Here is a 16,365-nt window from a genome sequence, read left to right on the forward strand (position 1 = left end):
TAAAATCAGGAGGGTATAATATGGCAAAAGAAATGATTGCAATGCTTCTTGCCGGCGGACAAGGCTCCCGTCTGTATGCTCTGACAGAGAAGCTTGCAAAACCGGCAGTTCCTTTTGGCGGGAAATACCGCATCATCGATTTCCCCCTTTCCAACTGTGTCAACTCCGGAATCGATACAGTCGGCATCCTGACCCAGTATCAGCCCCTTGTGCTGAATGAGTACATCGGAAACGGCCAGCCCTGGGACCTTGACCGTCTCTACGGCGGCGTACATGTGCTGCCTCCTTACCAGAAAGCCAGCGGCTCCGACTGGTACAAGGGCACGGCCAACGCAATCTATCAGAACATTTCCTTTATCGAGAGATACGATCCCCAGTATGTCATCATCCTTTCCGGAGATCAGATCTGCAAGCAGGACTACAGCGATTTCCTGAAGTTCCACAAGGAGAAGAACGCGGAGTTCAGCGTGGCCGTCATGGAAGTGCCCTGGGAGGAGGCGTCACGCTTCGGCCTGATGGTGGCGGACAAGGACGACAGAATCACGGAATTCCAGGAGAAGCCCAAGAATCCCAAGTCCAACCTGGCGTCCATGGGCATCTACATCTTCAACTGGGACATCCTCAGGAAATACCTGGAGGAGGACGAGGCAGACACCAATTCCGAGAATGATTTCGGCAACAACATCATCCCCAACCTCTTGAAGGACAACCGCAGGATGTACGCTTACCACTTCAACGGCTATTGGAAGGATGTAGGGACCATCTCCTCGCTCTGGGAGGCCAATATGGAGATTCTGGATCCCGAGCACAGCGGCATCAACCTGTTCGACGAGGACTGGAAGATTTACAGCCGCAACAGCGGCATGACGGGCCATAAGGTCAGCGCAGGCGGCGTGGTGGAGAATTCCATGATCACAGACGGCTGCAGGATTAAGGGCGAAGTGAAGCACTCCATCCTTTTTGCCGGCGTCAGGGTGGAAGAGGGCGCGGTGATCGAGGACGCGGTAGTGATGGGCGGCACGGTGATCAAGGCAGGCGCGACGGTGAAGCACTGTATCGTGGCGGAGAACGTGACCATCGGCGAGAACGCGGTGGTGGGCGCCATGCCTACGGAAGAGGAGAACGGCGTGGCCACTGTGGGCGCAGGGGTGACCATCGGCGACAATGCCAAGGTAGGCCCCAAAGCCATGGTGAATAAAAACGTAGGAGGCGGTGAAGAAGAATGGTAAGATCAAATACAAGTGCCCTGGGCATTATTTTCCCCAACAGTTACGATGCACTGGTTCCGGATCTGGTGAATGTGCGCCTGATGGCTTCCATTCCTTTTGCCAGCCGTTATCGTCTGATTGATTTCATTCTGTCCAGCATGACCCACTGTGATATCAACAATATCTCCGTGATGGTGAACAACAATTACCACTCCCTGATGGACCATCTGGATTCCGGCCGCGAGTGGGACCTGGTCCGCAAGAACGGCGGGTTACATATCTTCCCGCCCTTTATGGAGAAGAGCGCGAAGCCGTATGTGGGCCGGGTGGGCGCATTGTCCAACATCCTGGACTTTTTGCGGGACGAGAAGGAAAAGTACGTGGTGATCACGGACACCAATATCGTAGTCAATTTCGACTTCGATGACATGATCCGGGCCCATATCGAGAGCGGCGCGGACGTGACTATCGCATACAATGAGCAGGAGCTGCCTGAGAGCTTCCTGAAGAGCCAGGCCAACGATCTGGGCTATTATTACACTTTCGGCCTGGAGAAGGGCAGAATCCGGAAGATATATGTGAACGCCAAGGATGCGGGCGTCCAGAACGTCTCCATGAACATGTTCGTGGTGGAGCGGGAGCTTCTGATCGACATGATCAACACGGCTTTCGTCCGGGGCCAGGAGTATTTCGAGCGGGACGTGCTGCTGCCTCAGCTGGATAAGCTGAACGTACAGGCGTACAAATATGAGGGATATATCGCGCGCATCTGCGATATGAAGAGCTATTTCGACGAGAACATGAAGCTTCTGGACGACTATAATCTGGACGCGCTGTTCTCCGGCGGGCCGATCTACACGAAGATCCGTGACGACAACCCTACCAGGTATATCGAGGGCGCGAAAGTCCAGAACGTCATGGTGGCTGACGGCTGCGTCATCGAGGGCGAAGTGGAGAACAGCATCCTCTTCCGCGGTGTCAGGGTGGCGAAGGGCGCGAAGGTCAGGAACTGCATCCTGATGCAGGATACCGTGGTGGAAGCCGGAGCGAATGTGGAGTATCTTGTCATGGACAAGAATGTCACCATTACAGCCGGAAAGGATATGAAAGGGACTTCGACTTATCCGGTGTATATCGGTAAATTCCAGGTAGTTTAAGCGCGTAGGACGGGGATTCCCATGACAGCAGGGAAATGACTTCACAGGAGGGGATTCCGGTCTTTATCGCATAAAACCAAAAGGGAATTCGGTCTGCTTGGCTGGATTCTCTTTTTTTCTTGCATTTCCGGCCATCTTTACATATAATGGTACTGGGAATCGGGACAGGACGAATTCCCGGGGAGGATAAGAACAGTTCGGTACTGAAAAGAAAGATGTGTAACTGAAATGGAGGATAATTATGGGAAGAGATGATTATGCAAGAGCATATAAGGCAGGAAAGAAGGATTATCAGGCGAGGATGCTCCGGGGTGAGAAGCCGACTCTGGCAGTGCTGGATGACATCATGCCGGAAAAGGGCCATTATCATGAGGTGCCGTTAGGCACGGTGCAGATTCCTATCGAACGTATCGTGGGGACGAAGACAGTGGGGCGGAGCAGTTCCTTTGCGGGCAATTTCATGCCAATCCTGCGGGACAGCTCCGAATTTGCCGCCAAATGGTCCAGCCTCAGCGACTACCAGAAGAACGAAGGCATCCGCGATCCCATCAAGGCCTATGAGTACATGAACAGATTTTATGTGGAGGAAGGCAACAAGCGGGTCAGCGTCATGAAATATTTCGGCGCGGTGTCGATTCCGGGCAATGTAATCCGCATCGTGCCCCAGCGCACGGATGAAAGGGAGAACAGGATTTATTTTGAATTTCTGGACTTCTATAAGGCGGCTCCCATAAACTATATCTGGTTTTCCAGAGAGGGGAGCTTTGCGAAGCTGCAGAAAATCGTCGGAAAGGAACCGGGGGAGGTATGGACAAATGATGAGATGCTGAAATTCAGCGCCCTTTATACCCGGTTCGGGGCAGAATACAATGCGGAGGGCGGCAGCAAGCTGACCATCACCCAGGGAGATGCGTTCCTGGCGTTCATCACACTGTATGGATATGAAGAGGTGGATGAGAAGACCACCAATGAGCTGAACGAGCTGATTACGAAGAGCTGGGAGGAGTTCGAGCTTCTTCAGGAAAGAGGGGACATTGACCTGAAGATGGAGCCCAGCCATGAGAAGAAGCCGCTGCTTTCCATGCTGCTTCCGGTGAGCGCGCCGAAAGTAAAGGCGGCATTCATCTATGAGAAGACACCGGGGACTTCCGCCTGGACCTATGCCCATGAGCTGGGCAGACTCTATCTGGAGCAGACTTTCCCCGATGAGGTGAGCACTGTGGCCTATGAGAACGGGACGGAGGAGAACGCGGAGGAGCTGATAGCGGAAGCCATCCAATCGGGCTGCAACCTGATTTTCACCACCACGCCGCCTTTCGTGCAGGCCAGCGTGAAAGCTGCCATCGCCAACCCGGAGGTCAGGATACTGAACTGCTCCCTGAATACATCGCATCGCTACATCCGTACATACTATTCACGGATGCATGAGGCGAAGTTCCTGATGGGCGCCATTGCCGGGGCCATGGCGGAGAACAACCGGCTGACTTATATTGCGGATTATCCTATTTTTGGGTCCATTGCCAATATCAATGCCTTTGCGCTGGGAGCGAAGATGATCAATCCCCGTGCGAAGGTCTATCTGGTGTGGTCTTCCATGAAAGAGACGGACATGGAGAAGGAGATGCGGGAGACGGCATCTGCCTGCATCTCTGGCCGGGACATGGTGATTCCGGAGGAGGCTTCCCGTTTCTTTGGCATCTACCATGTGGAGGGGGAGCATCCCAGGAACCTTGCCATGCCGCTGTACCACTGGGGGAAGTTCTATGAGCAGCTGATTCGTACGATCATGGACGGCACGTGGAAATATGATGACAACTCGTCCACCACGAAAGCTATCAACTATTGGTGGGGCATGTCCGCGGGGGTCATCGATGTGGTCTGCTCCAGACATCTGCCTCTCGGTACCAGGCGTCTGGTGGAACTGCTGAAGAGCACCATCAGCGCAGAGGCGTTCAATCCGTTCTCCGGCATCCTGTATTCCCAGGACGGCGTGGTACAGGATGATCCGAGCCGCATCATGCTGCCGGAGGAAATCATGACCATGGACTGGCTGGCGGAGAATGTCATCGGCTCCATCCCGAAGAAAGAAGAGTTGAAAGAGCAGGCGGAGCCGGTCATCAAGCAGCAGGGCATAAAGAGCGGAAGCTGAGGGAACTGAGGGGAACTGGAACATGAAGATTTTGGTAATCGCGGACGAGGAGTCCAAATATCTGTGGGACTATTTTGAGAAAAGCAAGGTGGAAGGAATCGATCTGATTATTTCCTGTGGTGATTTGGATCCGCGGTACCTTTCTTTTCTGGTGACCCTTTCCAATGTGCCGGTGCTGTATGTGCACGGCAATCATGACAAGAAGTATGCGCAGGTGCCGCCGGAGGGCTGCACCTGTATCGAGGATCAGATTTTTGTCTATCAGGGAGTGCGCATCCTGGGGCTTGGGGGCTCCATGCGCTACAAGCCGGGTCCGCACCAGTATACGGAAAACGAGATGAGGCGTCGGGTCAGGAAGCTGTCCTTCCAGCTGTTCAAAAAGCGGGGATTCGACATTCTGGTGACTCATGCCCCGGCCTATCAGCTGAATGACGGGCGAGATCTTCCCCATCAGGGCTTCCAGATCTTCAGGACTTTGATGGAAAAATACCATCCAAAATATTTCCTGCACGGCCATGTGCACATGTCCTATGGAAGGCAGCATAAGCGGTACGACAAATATATGGATACCCATATCGTCAATGCCTATGAGCGGTGCGTCATCGACCTGGATGATGAAAATCCGCAGGAAAACATACGGTAAAGCGTCCTGCGCGGGCATGGTACAATGCGCGGAGGACGCGGGAATAAAATCAGGAGAAGAATATGACCAGTAATCTATCGAGAGCAGAAGCGCTGGAGCTTCTGAAAAAGTATAATAAGGAGCCTTTCCACATCCGGCACGGACTGACCGTGGAAGGCGTGATGCGCTATTTTGCCAGGGAGAGCGGAAATGAGGCGGATGAGGAATACTGGGGCATCGCAGGTCTGCTCCACGACATTGATTTTGAGCTTTATCCGGAGCAGCATTGTAAGAAAGCGCCGGAACTCCTGCGGGAGGCCGGGGTTTCAGAAGAGATGATATACTCTGTCTGCAGCCATGGCTATGGGCTGTGCTCCGATCTGGAACCGAAGCATTTCATGGAAAAGATACTGTTCGCCTGCGACGAGCTGACAGGCCTGATCGGAGCCGCCGCCAGGATGCGGCCCTCTAAGAGCGTCATGGATATGGAACTGGGGAGCCTTAAGAAAAAATATAAGGATAAGAGGTTTGCGGCGGGCTGTTCCAGGGAGGTCATAAGCCAGGGGGCGGAGCGGCTTGGCTGGACGCTGGACGAGCTTCTGGAGAAGACCATTCTGGCCATGCGCTCCTGCGAGGCCGGGGTGAACGAGGAGACGGGGCTGTAGAAATTCATCTGTATGGCGACTAATCCGGCAGGTTTTATGTAAAAAAGAATGTCATCGAGCTGCCGCTTGGCAAAAAAATAGGAGAGCAGAAAACCTCCTCAGCTGACGCTCAAACTCGCATACTTCTTCGGAGAAACCCCCACTGCCTTAGTGAAAGCCTTGAAGAAGCTGCTGTAGTCTCCAAACCCGCTCTTCTCAAAGGCCTCGCCCACGCTGTCCCCTTCGTTCAGATGGGCCTTGGCGATGCTGATGCGGCGGGCGGTGATGTACTTGTTGATGGTGGTGCCGGTGGCCTGCTTGAAGATACGGCAGATATAGGATTCGCTTAGGAAGAAATTCGCCGCCAGCTGTTCCACGGTGATGCCCAGGGCGATGTTCTGGTTGATATAGGCCAGGATGTCCTCCACCTGATGACTGTATTTATATTCCGCCGGAGCAGCCTGCGCGGCATTGGCGTTGGACAGGACATTAATCAGCACCAGCAGCTCCATGAAAGCCGTCTGCTCCAGGATGTCGTGGGCGAAGCCTGTGGCGGAGATCATCTTGTTGATGTAATACAGAAAGCGGTTCTGTCCCGCCTTGTCCAGCGAAACCTTGTGCTGGAAACCGGTATCCCGGTTGGAGAAGCAGTAGTCCAGATTCGTATCCGCGGTGGAAATCCGCTTTACATAGTCCGGGTAAATGGAAAGGACGATACGCTCGTGGATATGATTGTCGATTTGGGTGAGCTTGTGGCTCTCGTACTGGTTGATGATAAAGAGATCCCCCGGGGCGATGGAATAGAAGCGGTTGTCGATCAGGAACTGCCTGCCGCCGGAGATGGAATAGTACAGCTCATAGCAGTCATGGATATGCATGTCCATGGCTTTTTCTTCTTTGTAGAGATGGGCGATGGCGAATGTTTTCGTCTGGGCGCATTGATTTATGGCAGTTTTGCAGGAATTGAGTTCTTCCATAGCGGCTCCTTTCGGACGGTCTTTATTTCGTGATGAAAAATACGGTTTATTGACAGAAAAGCTCAGCTCATCTCTCATGGCCGGAAAGTATCTTTCTCCACGACTGTATAGATATCTCTCCCCATCTTTTCCTCGAAATGCTCTTTCAGCTTTATGTTATTGTCCCATTTCTGCTGCGGGTAGGAACCATAGCGCCGTTTCACATCGCTCATCCGCTCCTCGATATCCAGCACGCCCTCGGCGCCGGCAATGGAGTCGCACAGCTGGATCAGCATGTCGTACTCATCCATGACGGCGGCTTTCAGGGTATCCTGAATGAGCTTCAGCTCCTCCGGGGTAGTATCGAATTTTCCGATATAGTCGTCCAGGGTCTGGCTGTTGAAAGAATGGGTCAGGCATATCCTGGCGGCCTCCTCATAGCCCAGGGACATCATATAGGAATAGCCGTCCGATACATGTCCCAGATGCCTTACGCCGAACTTCCGCCCGATATCATGGAGCAAGCCCAGAATATACGCCTTGTCCGGATCCAGATTACCGCACTCCCTTGCGATTGTCTCGGCACAGTGGGCGGCGACACGGCTGTGGTCTCCCCATGGCCCCGGGTTGCATTTCTCCGCTTCTGCCAGAAGCTCTTCTGCTATTTCTCTTGTGGGCATCATTATTGTTTCCCTCTCTTTTGTCCGCAATATCCTCCCGGAATCTCGGACCGCATATCACGAAGCTTTTCGGAAATCGTTTTGGGTGATTCCCCCGCTTTCCGGTTGCTTTTCAGTCTTGATGCCTGATTCCGCACCTGAGATTCCCGGAGCTCTGTTGCTCTTCTTATTTTTATATTCTACCGGAAAAGTTCAAGATTTGCAAGGTTTTGAGAAATATTTGAATAGAAATGGAGAATCTTTTCGTTTATACTGGAATTGGAAACAGGGGCTGGCTGAACCGAACCCGGGCGGACATCATCATATCCGATGGGGACAGGAGATTTTAGAGAAAATTTATGGAAAAATTTACCGCGGCATGGTATAATTGAAAAAATGTAAGGGCTTACATGACCGGAATTTTCTGAAAGAACTCTAATCGGTGTACCAGCCGCACATTGGCATAAGACCAGAAAGAGAGGTGTAAAGGTGGAACTTAGAACAGCAGTATCACCAAGGGATGTGAAGCACTATACCACAGAGCGCCTGAGAGAGGAGTTCCTGATTCAGGATCTCTTCGTGCACGGCGAGATTAAGCTGGTGTACAGCCACATCGACAGAATCATCACGGGCGCGGCAGTGCCGGTACAGCCCATTGCCCTGACCGCGGGAGAGGAGCTCCGGGCAGAGTATTTCTGCCAGAGAAGGGAGCTGGGCGTCATCAATATCGGCGGCGCCGGGACGATTACCGTGGACGGACAAGCGCGCAAGGTAGGTTTCAAGGAGGCAATGTATATCGGCATGGGCTCCAGAGAAATCGTATTCGCCAGCGAGGATGCCGGAAAACCGGCCAAATTTTATCTGAATTCCGCACCCGCCCACAGGACATGCCCTACCGTGCTGATTAAGCCGGAGGGAGAGCCGGAGGAGGGCGTGGTCATCGTGAAAGATGAGAACAAGGTGGAGCTTGGATGCCTGGAGGACGCCAACCACCGGGTCATCTGCAAATACATTCTCCCCGGCCAGGTGGAGAGCTGCCAGCTGGAGATGGGCATGACCAAGCTGGAGCCCGGCAGCGTGTGGAACACCATGCCCTGCCATACCCACGACAGACGGATGGAAGTGTATCTGTATTTTGAGATGCCGGAGGACGCCTTTGTGATGCATTACATGGGCGAGCCCCGGGAGACCCGCCACATCGTCATGCGGAACGAGGAGGCTGTGATTTCGCCCAGCTGGTCCATCCATTCAGGATGCGGTTCCAGAGCCTACACCTTTATCTGGGGCATGGTGGGCGAGAACCAGGATTTCGACGATATGGACGGCATCGCCATGAAGGATTTGATGTAAGGAATGAATGGTAAGTAATTGACAGATTATATATAAGGAAAAGGAGAAGAGAACATGTCAGAATTTACGAACTTTTCACTGGAAGGGAAAGTGGCGCTGGTAACAGGAGCTTCCTACGGCATCGGTTTTGCGATTGCTTCCGCCTATGCGGAGTGCGGCGCCACCATCTGCTTTAACGATATCAACCAGGAACTGGTGGACAAGGGCCTGGCAGCTTATGAAGAGAAAGGCATCAAGGCCCATGGCTATGTCTGCGACGTGACCGATGAGACGGCCGTGAACGCGCTGGTAGCGCAGATTGAGAAAGAAGTGGGCGTCATCGATATCCTGGTGAATAACGCCGGAATCATCAAGAGGATTCCCATGACCGAGATGACGGCAGCCCAGTTCAGGCAGGTCATCGACATCGATCTGAACGGTCCGTTCATTGTTTCCAAGGCGGTCATCCCGTCCATGATCAAAAAAGGCCACGGCAAAATCATCAACATCTGCTCCATGATGTCGGAACTCGGCCGTGAGACGGTATCCGCATACGCTTCCGCAAAGGGCGGGCTGAAGATGCTGACCAGGAACATATGTTCTGAGTATGGCCAGTACAACATTCAGTGCAACGGTCTTGGGCCCGGCTATATCGAGACCCCCCAGACAGCGCCTCTGCGGGAGATTCAGCCGGACGGCAGCAGGCATCCTTTCGACCAGTTCATCTGTGCCAAGACCCCTGCCAACAGATGGCTGAAGCCGGAGGAGCTCACGGGCCCCGCGGTGTTCCTGGCCTCCGAGGCGTCCAATGCCGTGAACGGCCATATCCTGTATGTGGACGGCGGGATCCTGGCCTACATCGGCAAGCAGCCGGAATAATCGGAAAATAAAGCGTGATTGGAGGCAATGAGACCATGAAGATAGCATTGATCAATGAAAACAGCCAGGCGGCCAAGAATGAACTTATTTACACGACCTTGAAAGATGTGGTTGAACCCATGGGCCATGAAGTATATAATTATGGTATGTGCGGCGCGGAGGACCCAAATCCCCTGACCTATGTGCAGAATGGTATCCTTGCGGCGGTACTGCTGAATTCCGGGGCGGCTGACTATGTGATTACCGGCTGCGGCACCGGGGAGGGCGCCATGCTGGCATGCAACTCTTTCCCGAAAGTGCTGTGCGGCCACATCGAGTCCCCGCTGGACGCATACCTGTTCGCGCAGGTCAACGACGGCAACTGCGTGGCGCTGCCTTTCGCCGAGAATTTCGGCTGGGGCGGCGAACTGAATCTGCAGTATATCTTTGAAAAGCTCTTCTGCGCTCCCGGCGGCGGTGGGTATCCGCCTGAGAGAGTGGAGCCTGAGCAGCGCAATAAGAAGATTCTGGACAAGGTCAAGGAAGTGACCCATACGGACATGGTGACCATCTTGAAGAATCTGGACAGAGAACTGGTAAAAGGAGCGTTCTCGGGGGCGAAATTCAAAGAGTATTTCTTTGAAAACTGTAAATGCGACAAGATCGCGGAAGCGGTGAAGGAAGTCCTGGCTTAAGATTTTTTGTGACGCACACGCCAAAGCCACAGGGAACGGAAGTTTCCGGGGCTTTGGCTCACTGTGCGTGTAAAATAAAAACAGCATGTAAGGACATGCGGAAAAGAGGGAAAATGAACGCAGTATTAGAGCAGATCAGTAAAATCGGTATTGTTCCCGTGGTGAAGATCGACAGGGCGGAGGACGCGCTTCCTCTTGCAAAAGCTCTGTGCGCGGGAGGCCTTCCCTGTGCGGAGGTCACTTTCCGCACCAGCGCGGCTGCGGAGGCCATCAAGACTATGACCACTAATTTCCCGGACATGTGCGTGGGCGCGGGCACGGTGCTGAATGCGGAGCAGGTGGACGCGGCGGTGGAGGCCGGTGCGAAATTCATCGTCAGCCCCGGATTGAATCCCCGGACAGTGAAGTACTGTATCGAGAAAAATGTGCCAGTCACCCCCGGCACCTCCAGCCCCTCCGACATCGAGCAGGCCATCGAGCTGGGACTGGATGTGGTGAAGTTCTTCCCGGCGGAGCAGTCCGGCGGCCTGGCCAAGATCAAGGCCATGGCGGCGCCCTATGTGAACATGAAGTTCATGCCCACAGGCGGCATCAATGCTAAGAACCTGACCTCCTACCTTGATTTCGACAAAATCATCGCCTGCGGCGGCTCCTGGATGGTTCCCGGGAATCTGATCAATGAGGGCGCCTGGGACAAGATTGAGCAGCTCACCAGGGAGGCGGTACAGACCATGCTGGGCTTCGAACTGGTGCACATCGGCATCAATTCAGAGAGCAGGGAGGAGGCTGACAAGACTGTCAACCGCCTTGCGTTCCTGTTCGGCCTGCCCGTGAAAGCAGGCAGCGGCGGCAGCTTTGCGGGCACGATCGCGGAGGTGCTCAATACCCATGGCAGAGGCACACACGGGCATATTGCCATCAGGACGAACTATATTGAACGGGCTGTCAATTATATGAGCACGGTGCTGGGCGTGGAGTTCGAGGAGCCTGTCCTGCGGGCTGACGGCAAGATAAACGCCATCTACCTGAAAGAGGAAATCGGCGGATTCGCGGTGCATCTTCTTCAGAAATAAGTGTGTAAAGAAAGAGATTCTTTTCACGGATCGCAAGTGTGAGAATATACGAAAAAGGAGCAGACAACAATGGCAAAAGTGATAACCATGGGTGAGATTATGCTGAGGCTGTCCACCCCCAACTTCGAGAAATTCATCCAGGCAGACGAGTTCGACATCAATTACGGCGGCGGGGAGGCCAATGTGGCAGTGTCCCTGGCCAATTACGGACATGACGCGGAGTTCGTGACGGCGGTGCCGGACAATGAAATCGGCGAGTGCGCGGTGGCATCCCTCCGGAAATACAATGTGGGCACGAAACATATCGCCAGATGCGGCGAGAGGCTGGGCATCTACTATCTGGAGAGCGGCTCTTCCATGAGGCCCTCCAAGGTGGTCTACGACAGGGCCCATTCCTCCATTTCTACCGCTACGGCGGCGGACTTTGATTTCGACGCGATTTTCCAGGGCGCTGACTGGTTCCATTTCACGGGTATCACCCCCGCCGTATCCGACGCGGCGGCGGCTCTGACCGAGGAGGCCCTGAGAGCCGCGAAGAAGCATGGCGTGAAAGTGTCCGTGGACCTGAACTTCCGCAAGAAACTCTGGTCCTCCGAGAAAGCCCAGAAAGTCATGAAGAATCTGATGCAGTATGTGGACGTATGCATCGGAAACGAAGAGGACGCGGAACTGGTGCTGGGCTACAAGCCCGGCAAGACGGACGTCACCAGCGGGGATCTGGAGCTGGCAGGCTATAAATCCATCTTTGAGCAGATGGTGGCCGACTATGACTTTGAATACTGTGTGTCCTCCCTGCGGGTGAGCCATTCCGCCTCCGACAATGGATGGTCCGCATGTATCTATTCCAGGGACACCAAGGAATTCTATCACTCCAAGGAGTACAGCATCCATCCTATCGTTGACCGTGTGGGCGGCGGTGATTCCTTTGCTGGCGGCGTGATCTGCGGATTGCTGGACGGCAAAGATTTCAAGGCTGCTTTAGAGTACGGCGTGGCGGCTTCCGCGCTGAAGCATACTATCCCCGGAGATTTCAACCTGGTGAGCCGGAAAGAGGTGGAGACTCTGGCCGGCGGCGATGCATCCGGGCGTGTACAGCGATAAGTACAAAAATTGGGTAAAAAGATATCTGCAGGGGTGTATCAGCTGTGTCGGCATGACGATAAATAATTAGAAACGTTTATACAGGGCTGTTGGAAGATAGGATTCCGGCGGCCTTGTGTGGCGTGGATTGATACAGCGTCTGTCTGGCGCGGTGCCCCGGGACAGATGAGGAAATTATAATAAGGAGGATAAAGGAAGATGAGCTCGTATTACAAGCATACCAGAACAGAAAGCGCGAAAGTGCCCTATTCTTTCCGGTGTGAGCAGTGCACAAAGGACAGCGGGGTACGGCAGGCCACTATAACCGGCAACGAAGCCGTACATAATTCCATTTCCAGATCCCTGTCCCAGAAAGAGGAGACGAAATTGCAGGAAGAGGCTTTCCAGAAACTGAAGAACAGCCTCCAGGAAGCTTACGAGAACGCGGAGAAGAAGCATATCTATCATGCTGCGTTCAACGATACCTGCCCTCATTGCGGCAAGCCTCAGTCCTGGGCGGTGTCCAATCTGAAGAACAAACTCTTCGAGAATTCCATTGTCAGCATCCTGGTGGGACTGATTTTCAGCGTAGGCAGCTATTTTTACATAAAGAGCGAGCCCGGCCGGTTCGAGGAGTCCTGGCAGCTGGGAGTGCCCATCGGCATCATGGGCGTTGCCGTGGCCATCGCGGTCATATTCTTTGTCATCAATATGGTCAAGATGAGCTCCAAGCAAAAGAAGACGGCCGACGTGACCCAGAAGAACCTGCCTGATATCCAGTGGGACGCTGTGGAGGGCATGATTGACATGAGCCGGGTTTAGGAGGATTCAGGATATTTCAGCAGACAGAATATGCGGGGGAAAAGAGAAATCTTTTTTCCCGTTTTTCGCAAATAGGATACAATTTCAGGATATACTTGAAAGTGGGAGGTGATATCATGACAGAGATTCTGGTGGTGGAGGACGATGAGGCGATTGCCAATCTGATCTGCATGAACTTAAGCGCGGAGGGCTACCGCTGCACCTGTGCCCGGGACGGCATGGAGGGAGCCGATTACGTCGAGGGGAGAAGCTTCGACCTGGTGCTGCTGGACATCATGCTGCCGGAGGTGGACGGTTATGAACTCCTGGAATACATCAAGCCCACCGGCACTCCCGTGATATTCCTCACAGCCAAAGGGAGCGTTGACGACAGGGTGCGCGGGCTGAAGGCCGGGGCGGACGATTATCTGGTGAAGCCCTTTCAGATAGGGGAGCTCCTGGCCAGGGTGGAGGCAGTGCTGCGCAGGCTGGGAAAAGGCGAACGGCAGCTGGCAGTGGGGGATGTGTCCGTCCGGCTGGATTCCAGACAGGCGCTTAAAGGCGGCCAGCCGGTGACGCTGACGGTGAAGGAGTTCGATCTGCTGGTAGAACTGATGCAGAACAGGAATATCGCCCTGTACAGGGACCAATTATATGAAAAAGTCTGGAAAGAGCCTTTTAGCGGAGAGACCCGGACGCTGGACAGCCATATCCAGAGGCTTCGCAGGAAGCTGGGCTGGGAAGAGCGGATCCGGACGGTGTTCCGCATAGGCTACAGGCTGGAGGGATGACATGCGCCTCTTTGCGAAAATCTTTATATGCGGGACTTTGACTTTAAGTCTGTCATTTTCTGTCTCGGGGTATCTTCTACTCCATTTTTCCATGGAAAGCAGCATGGCGAGGGAAACGGATTTCGCTTTGAAACAATATCAATATGATAAATTCACGGTCCAGTCGGCGCTGCTGACATACGCGGATTTTTCGATGACCGTGGTGGTTGCCGAAAAGCCCATTATGGATCAGAATGAGTGCTTCACATTCTGGGAGGTTCTGCCGGAAGCGCAGAAACAGAAGGAACTGCCCGAGGAGCTCTTTGAAATCCTGGCGGAGGAGATCAGCCTCCCGGTGGCTTTCTACAGGGAGGACAAAACGCCTCTCTATGAGGGAATAGAGGGGCTGGATGTTTCCTTTCTGGAGAATCTGTCGGAGGGAGCCCATGCATACCGGTTTCAGGATACGCCGGAGGGCGGTTCCGTTCTGGTGGGAAGCGTGCTGGAGGCCGGCGGAAAGCTATATTTTCTCACCCAGTGGGACATTGGAAAGACGCTTGTGCAGCAGGAGACCCTGGAGCGGTATTTCCTGCGCTGCTACCTGATCGCCATCCTGGCGGGCATGCTGCTGCTGGGCTTTTTGTCGGCTTTTCTGACAGGGTCCCTGAAACGCATGTCGCGGGCGGCCAGGCGCATGGCCCAGGGGGATTATCAGGAGCGGCTTGCCATATCCGGGCGGGATGAAATCGGTGAACTGGCGGAAAGCTTCAACCAGATGGCCGGGGCGGTAGAGGAAAAAGTGGCGGAGCTGTCCCGCGCGGCCAGGCAGAAAGAGGACTTCGTGGCGAATTTTGCCCATGAGATGAAGACGCCGATGACTTCCATTATCGGCTACGCGGATATGCTCTACCAGAAAGAGCTGACCAGGCAGCAGGTGCGGGATGCCTCCTGGTATATCTGGAATGAAGGGATGCGCCTGGAGACCCTGTCCCTGAAGCTGATGGACCTGACGGTGCTGGGGCGGCAGGATTTCACGCTGCAGGAGATGGACGCGGAGGATCTGTTCCGGGACGTATCGGAGGGGCTTAGGCCGCTTTTTGCGGAGAAAGGAATCTCCTTTTCGCTATCGGCGGATCCGGCCTATATCAAAGTGGAGTATGATCTGTTGAAGACGCTGCTGATCAATCTGATGGACAATTCCATGAAAGCAGGCTGCAGCCGGATAGAGCTGTCAGGCAGACGTCTGGGGGAGGGAATATATCGGATCGGCGTCAGGGACGATGGCTGCGGCATGGAAGAGGAGGAGCTTTCCCGGATTACGGAGGCTTTTTATATGGTGGACAAGGCCAGGTCCAGAAAGCAGCACGGGGCAGGTCTGGGGCTCGCCCTGGCCGAGAGAATCGCCGGGATACATAAAAGCCGGTTGACTTTCCGGAGCAGGAAAGGAATGGGGACAGAGGTGAGCCTTGAAGTAGTATGCGGAGAAAGGGCGGAGGATGAAGAATAGAAGCTTTTTTGTGAATCTGTCAGGGATATTGCTGGCATTTGCCATCGCTTTCGGAGGCCTGTTCGCGGTGCAAAGCCGCCTTGCGGAAGAGAAAGCCATGCTGCTGTCGGGAGGCGGAGAAGCGCAGGTCTCCATGCAGGCCCAGGCGGGGGATTCCCGGAGCGCCACAATGGTGGACGTGGAGGTGACGGTGGCGGATCTGACGGAAGAGGAGCTGTGCCAGGCGGTGCTGGGACTGGAGAGCGCATCGGAAATCTATCCTCACGAGCCTTTGCAGGGGCAGCTGTCCATGTCGGGAGCCGTCGAGTGCGGCATGGCATGGATAGGGGATTTTTTCCTGCCCCATCTGGACGGAATGTCGGCTGTCCCCCGGGAGTATCGGATGAACTGTTATCTCTGGGCCGGGCAGGAGGAGCCCGGGAGCGCGGAGGAGGGTTCGCTGCCGGGTTATTGGTCCGTGTCCTTTGCGGGGCAGGGGCTGGAGGCTGAGCTGACGCTGGATGCGGTGACAGGGAAGGTGCTGGACGCGCGGGTGACGCTGTCCGATCAGGAGGGATATCCCGAGGAGGGCGTCCTGTCCGGGCTTTTGGAGGACTATGCGGATTCCTTTGGGATAGAGACCAGCTATGTGGTCTCCGCGGCGCAGGAGGGAAATGGGGATGAAACTATATATGAGAGAGAAAGCGATGGGAGCCGGAATTTCTGTCAGAGACTGGAAAGTGAGGAGATGGCGGCCGTGCTGGATGTGGACAGCTTGGTGAGCGGCCCGGCCCATGCCGGGGGCGGCGGGAGGACAATCTATTTCCATCTTTACTGGGAGACAAAGGCTGTGTGAAAAAACTGTGAACCCTCCGGAT

At 54.3% G+C, this 16,365-nt stretch carries 17 protein-coding genes; 15 read left to right on the top strand and 2 right to left on the bottom strand.

Annotated features, from left to right (window positions below; all coding sequences use genetic code 11):
- The first annotated feature begins 20 nt into the window (after positions 1-20).
- The 5 genes from NFS35_RS00990 (at position 21) to NFS35_RS01010 (ending at position 5,801) form a co-directional block, all read left to right on the top strand.
- Positions 21-1,229: a glucose-1-phosphate adenylyltransferase gene (locus tag NFS35_RS00990; protein WP_251205280.1), complete on the top strand. Its 1,209-nt coding sequence runs from the start codon at positions 21-23 to the stop codon at positions 1,227-1,229.
- On the top strand, positions 1,223-2,365 hold the full coding sequence (gene glgD / locus NFS35_RS00995) for a glucose-1-phosphate adenylyltransferase subunit GlgD (protein WP_251205281.1): 1,143 nt from the start codon (positions 1,223-1,225) through the stop codon (positions 2,363-2,365). The genes NFS35_RS00990 and glgD overlap by 7 nt, the downstream gene beginning before the upstream one ends.
- A 241-nt stretch (positions 2,366-2,606) precedes the next feature.
- Positions 2,607-4,514, top strand: a complete 1,908-nt coding sequence (locus NFS35_RS01000) for a BMP family ABC transporter substrate-binding protein (protein ID WP_251205282.1) — start codon at positions 2,607-2,609, stop codon at positions 4,512-4,514.
- Positions 4,515-4,536: 22 nt separating this feature from the next.
- Entirely contained in the window at positions 4,537-5,157 is a 621-nt protein-coding gene (locus NFS35_RS01005; protein WP_251205283.1) for a metallophosphoesterase family protein, read from the top strand.
- 62 nt (positions 5,158-5,219) lie between these two features.
- Positions 5,220-5,801, top strand: coding sequence for an HDIG domain-containing metalloprotein (locus NFS35_RS01010; RefSeq protein ID WP_251205284.1), 582 nt, complete (start codon positions 5,220-5,222; stop codon positions 5,799-5,801).
- A gap of 98 nt (positions 5,802-5,899) precedes the next feature.
- On the opposite strand, the gene NFS35_RS01015 is transcribed toward NFS35_RS01010, so the two are convergent.
- Both NFS35_RS01015 and NFS35_RS01020 read right to left on the bottom strand, forming a co-directional pair.
- Positions 5,900-6,757 carry a helix-turn-helix domain-containing protein gene (locus tag NFS35_RS01015; protein WP_251205285.1) on the bottom strand — a complete coding sequence of 286 codons (858 nt, stop codon included), beginning with the start codon at positions 6,755-6,757 and terminating at the stop codon, positions 5,900-5,902.
- A gap of 74 nt (positions 6,758-6,831) precedes the next feature.
- Positions 6,832-7,419, bottom strand: coding sequence for an HD domain-containing protein (locus tag NFS35_RS01020; RefSeq protein ID WP_251205286.1), 588 nt, complete (start codon positions 7,417-7,419; stop codon positions 6,832-6,834).
- 82 nt (positions 7,420-7,501) lie between these two features.
- Here NFS35_RS01020 and NFS35_RS01025 point away from each other — a divergent pair, with 82 nt between their 5' ends.
- From NFS35_RS01025 to NFS35_RS01070, 10 genes are all read left to right on the top strand, one after another.
- Positions 7,502-7,783 (top strand): hypothetical protein, encoded by a 282-nt coding sequence (locus NFS35_RS01025; RefSeq protein ID WP_251205287.1) that lies wholly within the window; start codon positions 7,502-7,504, stop codon positions 7,781-7,783.
- A 101-nt stretch (positions 7,784-7,884) separates the two neighbouring features.
- The gene (gene kduI, locus NFS35_RS01030) at positions 7,885-8,745 is read left to right on the top strand and encodes a 5-dehydro-4-deoxy-D-glucuronate isomerase (protein ID WP_251205288.1); all 861 of its coding nucleotides are present in this window, start codon (positions 7,885-7,887) and stop codon (positions 8,743-8,745) included.
- A 54-nt stretch (positions 8,746-8,799) separates the two neighbouring features.
- On the top strand, positions 8,800-9,603 hold the full coding sequence (locus NFS35_RS01035; protein WP_251205289.1) for a gluconate 5-dehydrogenase: 804 nt from the start codon (positions 8,800-8,802) through the stop codon (positions 9,601-9,603).
- 35 nt (positions 9,604-9,638) lie between these two features.
- Complete coding sequence (locus NFS35_RS01040; RefSeq protein ID WP_251205290.1) at positions 9,639-10,277, top strand: RpiB/LacA/LacB family sugar-phosphate isomerase; 639 nt, start codon at positions 9,639-9,641, stop codon at positions 10,275-10,277.
- A 113-nt stretch (positions 10,278-10,390) separates the two neighbouring features.
- Positions 10,391-11,350 (top strand): bifunctional 4-hydroxy-2-oxoglutarate aldolase/2-dehydro-3-deoxy-phosphogluconate aldolase, encoded by a 960-nt coding sequence (locus NFS35_RS01045; protein ID WP_251205291.1) that lies wholly within the window; start codon positions 10,391-10,393, stop codon positions 11,348-11,350.
- Positions 11,351-11,419: 69 nt separating this feature from the next.
- On the top strand, positions 11,420-12,451 hold the full coding sequence (locus tag NFS35_RS01050) for a sugar kinase (protein ID WP_251205292.1): 1,032 nt from the start codon (positions 11,420-11,422) through the stop codon (positions 12,449-12,451).
- Positions 12,452-12,649: 198 nt separating this feature from the next.
- The gene (locus tag NFS35_RS01055) at positions 12,650-13,252 is read left to right on the top strand and encodes a hypothetical protein (RefSeq protein WP_251205293.1); all 603 of its coding nucleotides are present in this window, start codon (positions 12,650-12,652) and stop codon (positions 13,250-13,252) included.
- A gap of 116 nt (positions 13,253-13,368) precedes the next feature.
- Positions 13,369-14,022, top strand: a complete 654-nt coding sequence (locus NFS35_RS01060) for a response regulator transcription factor (protein WP_251205294.1) — start codon at positions 13,369-13,371, stop codon at positions 14,020-14,022.
- A gap of 103 nt (positions 14,023-14,125) precedes the next feature.
- Positions 14,126-15,508 carry a sensor histidine kinase gene (locus NFS35_RS01065; protein WP_251205295.1) on the top strand — a complete coding sequence of 461 codons (1,383 nt, stop codon included), beginning with the start codon at positions 14,126-14,128 and terminating at the stop codon, positions 15,506-15,508.
- Complete coding sequence (locus NFS35_RS01070; protein ID WP_251205296.1) at positions 15,498-16,343, top strand: hypothetical protein; 846 nt, start codon at positions 15,498-15,500, stop codon at positions 16,341-16,343. Before NFS35_RS01065 ends, NFS35_RS01070 begins: the two co-directional genes overlap by 11 nt.
- Positions 16,344-16,365 lie beyond the last annotated feature (22 nt).

This window comes from Acetatifactor aquisgranensis (assembly GCF_943193215.1).
Lineage (GTDB): Bacteria > Bacillota > Clostridia > Lachnospirales > Lachnospiraceae > Acetatifactor > Acetatifactor aquisgranensis.

Coding starts and splice junctions, on each gene's coding strand:
- NFS35_RS00990 (WP_251205280.1), top strand. CDS start 21: ATGGCAAAAGAAATGATTGCAATGCTTCTTGCCGGCGGACAAGGCTCC.
- glgD (WP_251205281.1), top strand. CDS start 1,223: ATGGTAAGATCAAATACAAGTGCCCTGGGCATTATTTTCCCCAACAGT.
- NFS35_RS01000 (WP_251205282.1), top strand. CDS start 2,607: ATGGGAAGAGATGATTATGCAAGAGCATATAAGGCAGGAAAGAAGGAT.
- NFS35_RS01005 (WP_251205283.1), top strand. CDS start 4,537: ATGAAGATTTTGGTAATCGCGGACGAGGAGTCCAAATATCTGTGGGAC.
- NFS35_RS01010 (WP_251205284.1), top strand. CDS start 5,220: ATGACCAGTAATCTATCGAGAGCAGAAGCGCTGGAGCTTCTGAAAAAG.
- NFS35_RS01015 (WP_251205285.1), bottom strand. CDS start 6,757: ATGGAAGAACTCAATTCCTGCAAAACTGCCATAAATCAATGCGCCCAG.
- NFS35_RS01020 (WP_251205286.1), bottom strand. CDS start 7,419: ATGATGCCCACAAGAGAAATAGCAGAAGAGCTTCTGGCAGAAGCGGAG.
- NFS35_RS01035 (WP_251205289.1), top strand. CDS start 8,800: ATGTCAGAATTTACGAACTTTTCACTGGAAGGGAAAGTGGCGCTGGTA.
- NFS35_RS01040 (WP_251205290.1), top strand. CDS start 9,639: ATGAAGATAGCATTGATCAATGAAAACAGCCAGGCGGCCAAGAATGAA.
- NFS35_RS01045 (WP_251205291.1), top strand. CDS start 10,391: ATGAACGCAGTATTAGAGCAGATCAGTAAAATCGGTATTGTTCCCGTG.
- NFS35_RS01050 (WP_251205292.1), top strand. CDS start 11,420: ATGGCAAAAGTGATAACCATGGGTGAGATTATGCTGAGGCTGTCCACC.
- NFS35_RS01055 (WP_251205293.1), top strand. CDS start 12,650: ATGAGCTCGTATTACAAGCATACCAGAACAGAAAGCGCGAAAGTGCCC.
- NFS35_RS01060 (WP_251205294.1), top strand. CDS start 13,369: ATGACAGAGATTCTGGTGGTGGAGGACGATGAGGCGATTGCCAATCTG.
- NFS35_RS01065 (WP_251205295.1), top strand. CDS start 14,126: ATGGCGAGGGAAACGGATTTCGCTTTGAAACAATATCAATATGATAAA.
- NFS35_RS01070 (WP_251205296.1), top strand. CDS start 15,498: ATGAAGAATAGAAGCTTTTTTGTGAATCTGTCAGGGATATTGCTGGCA.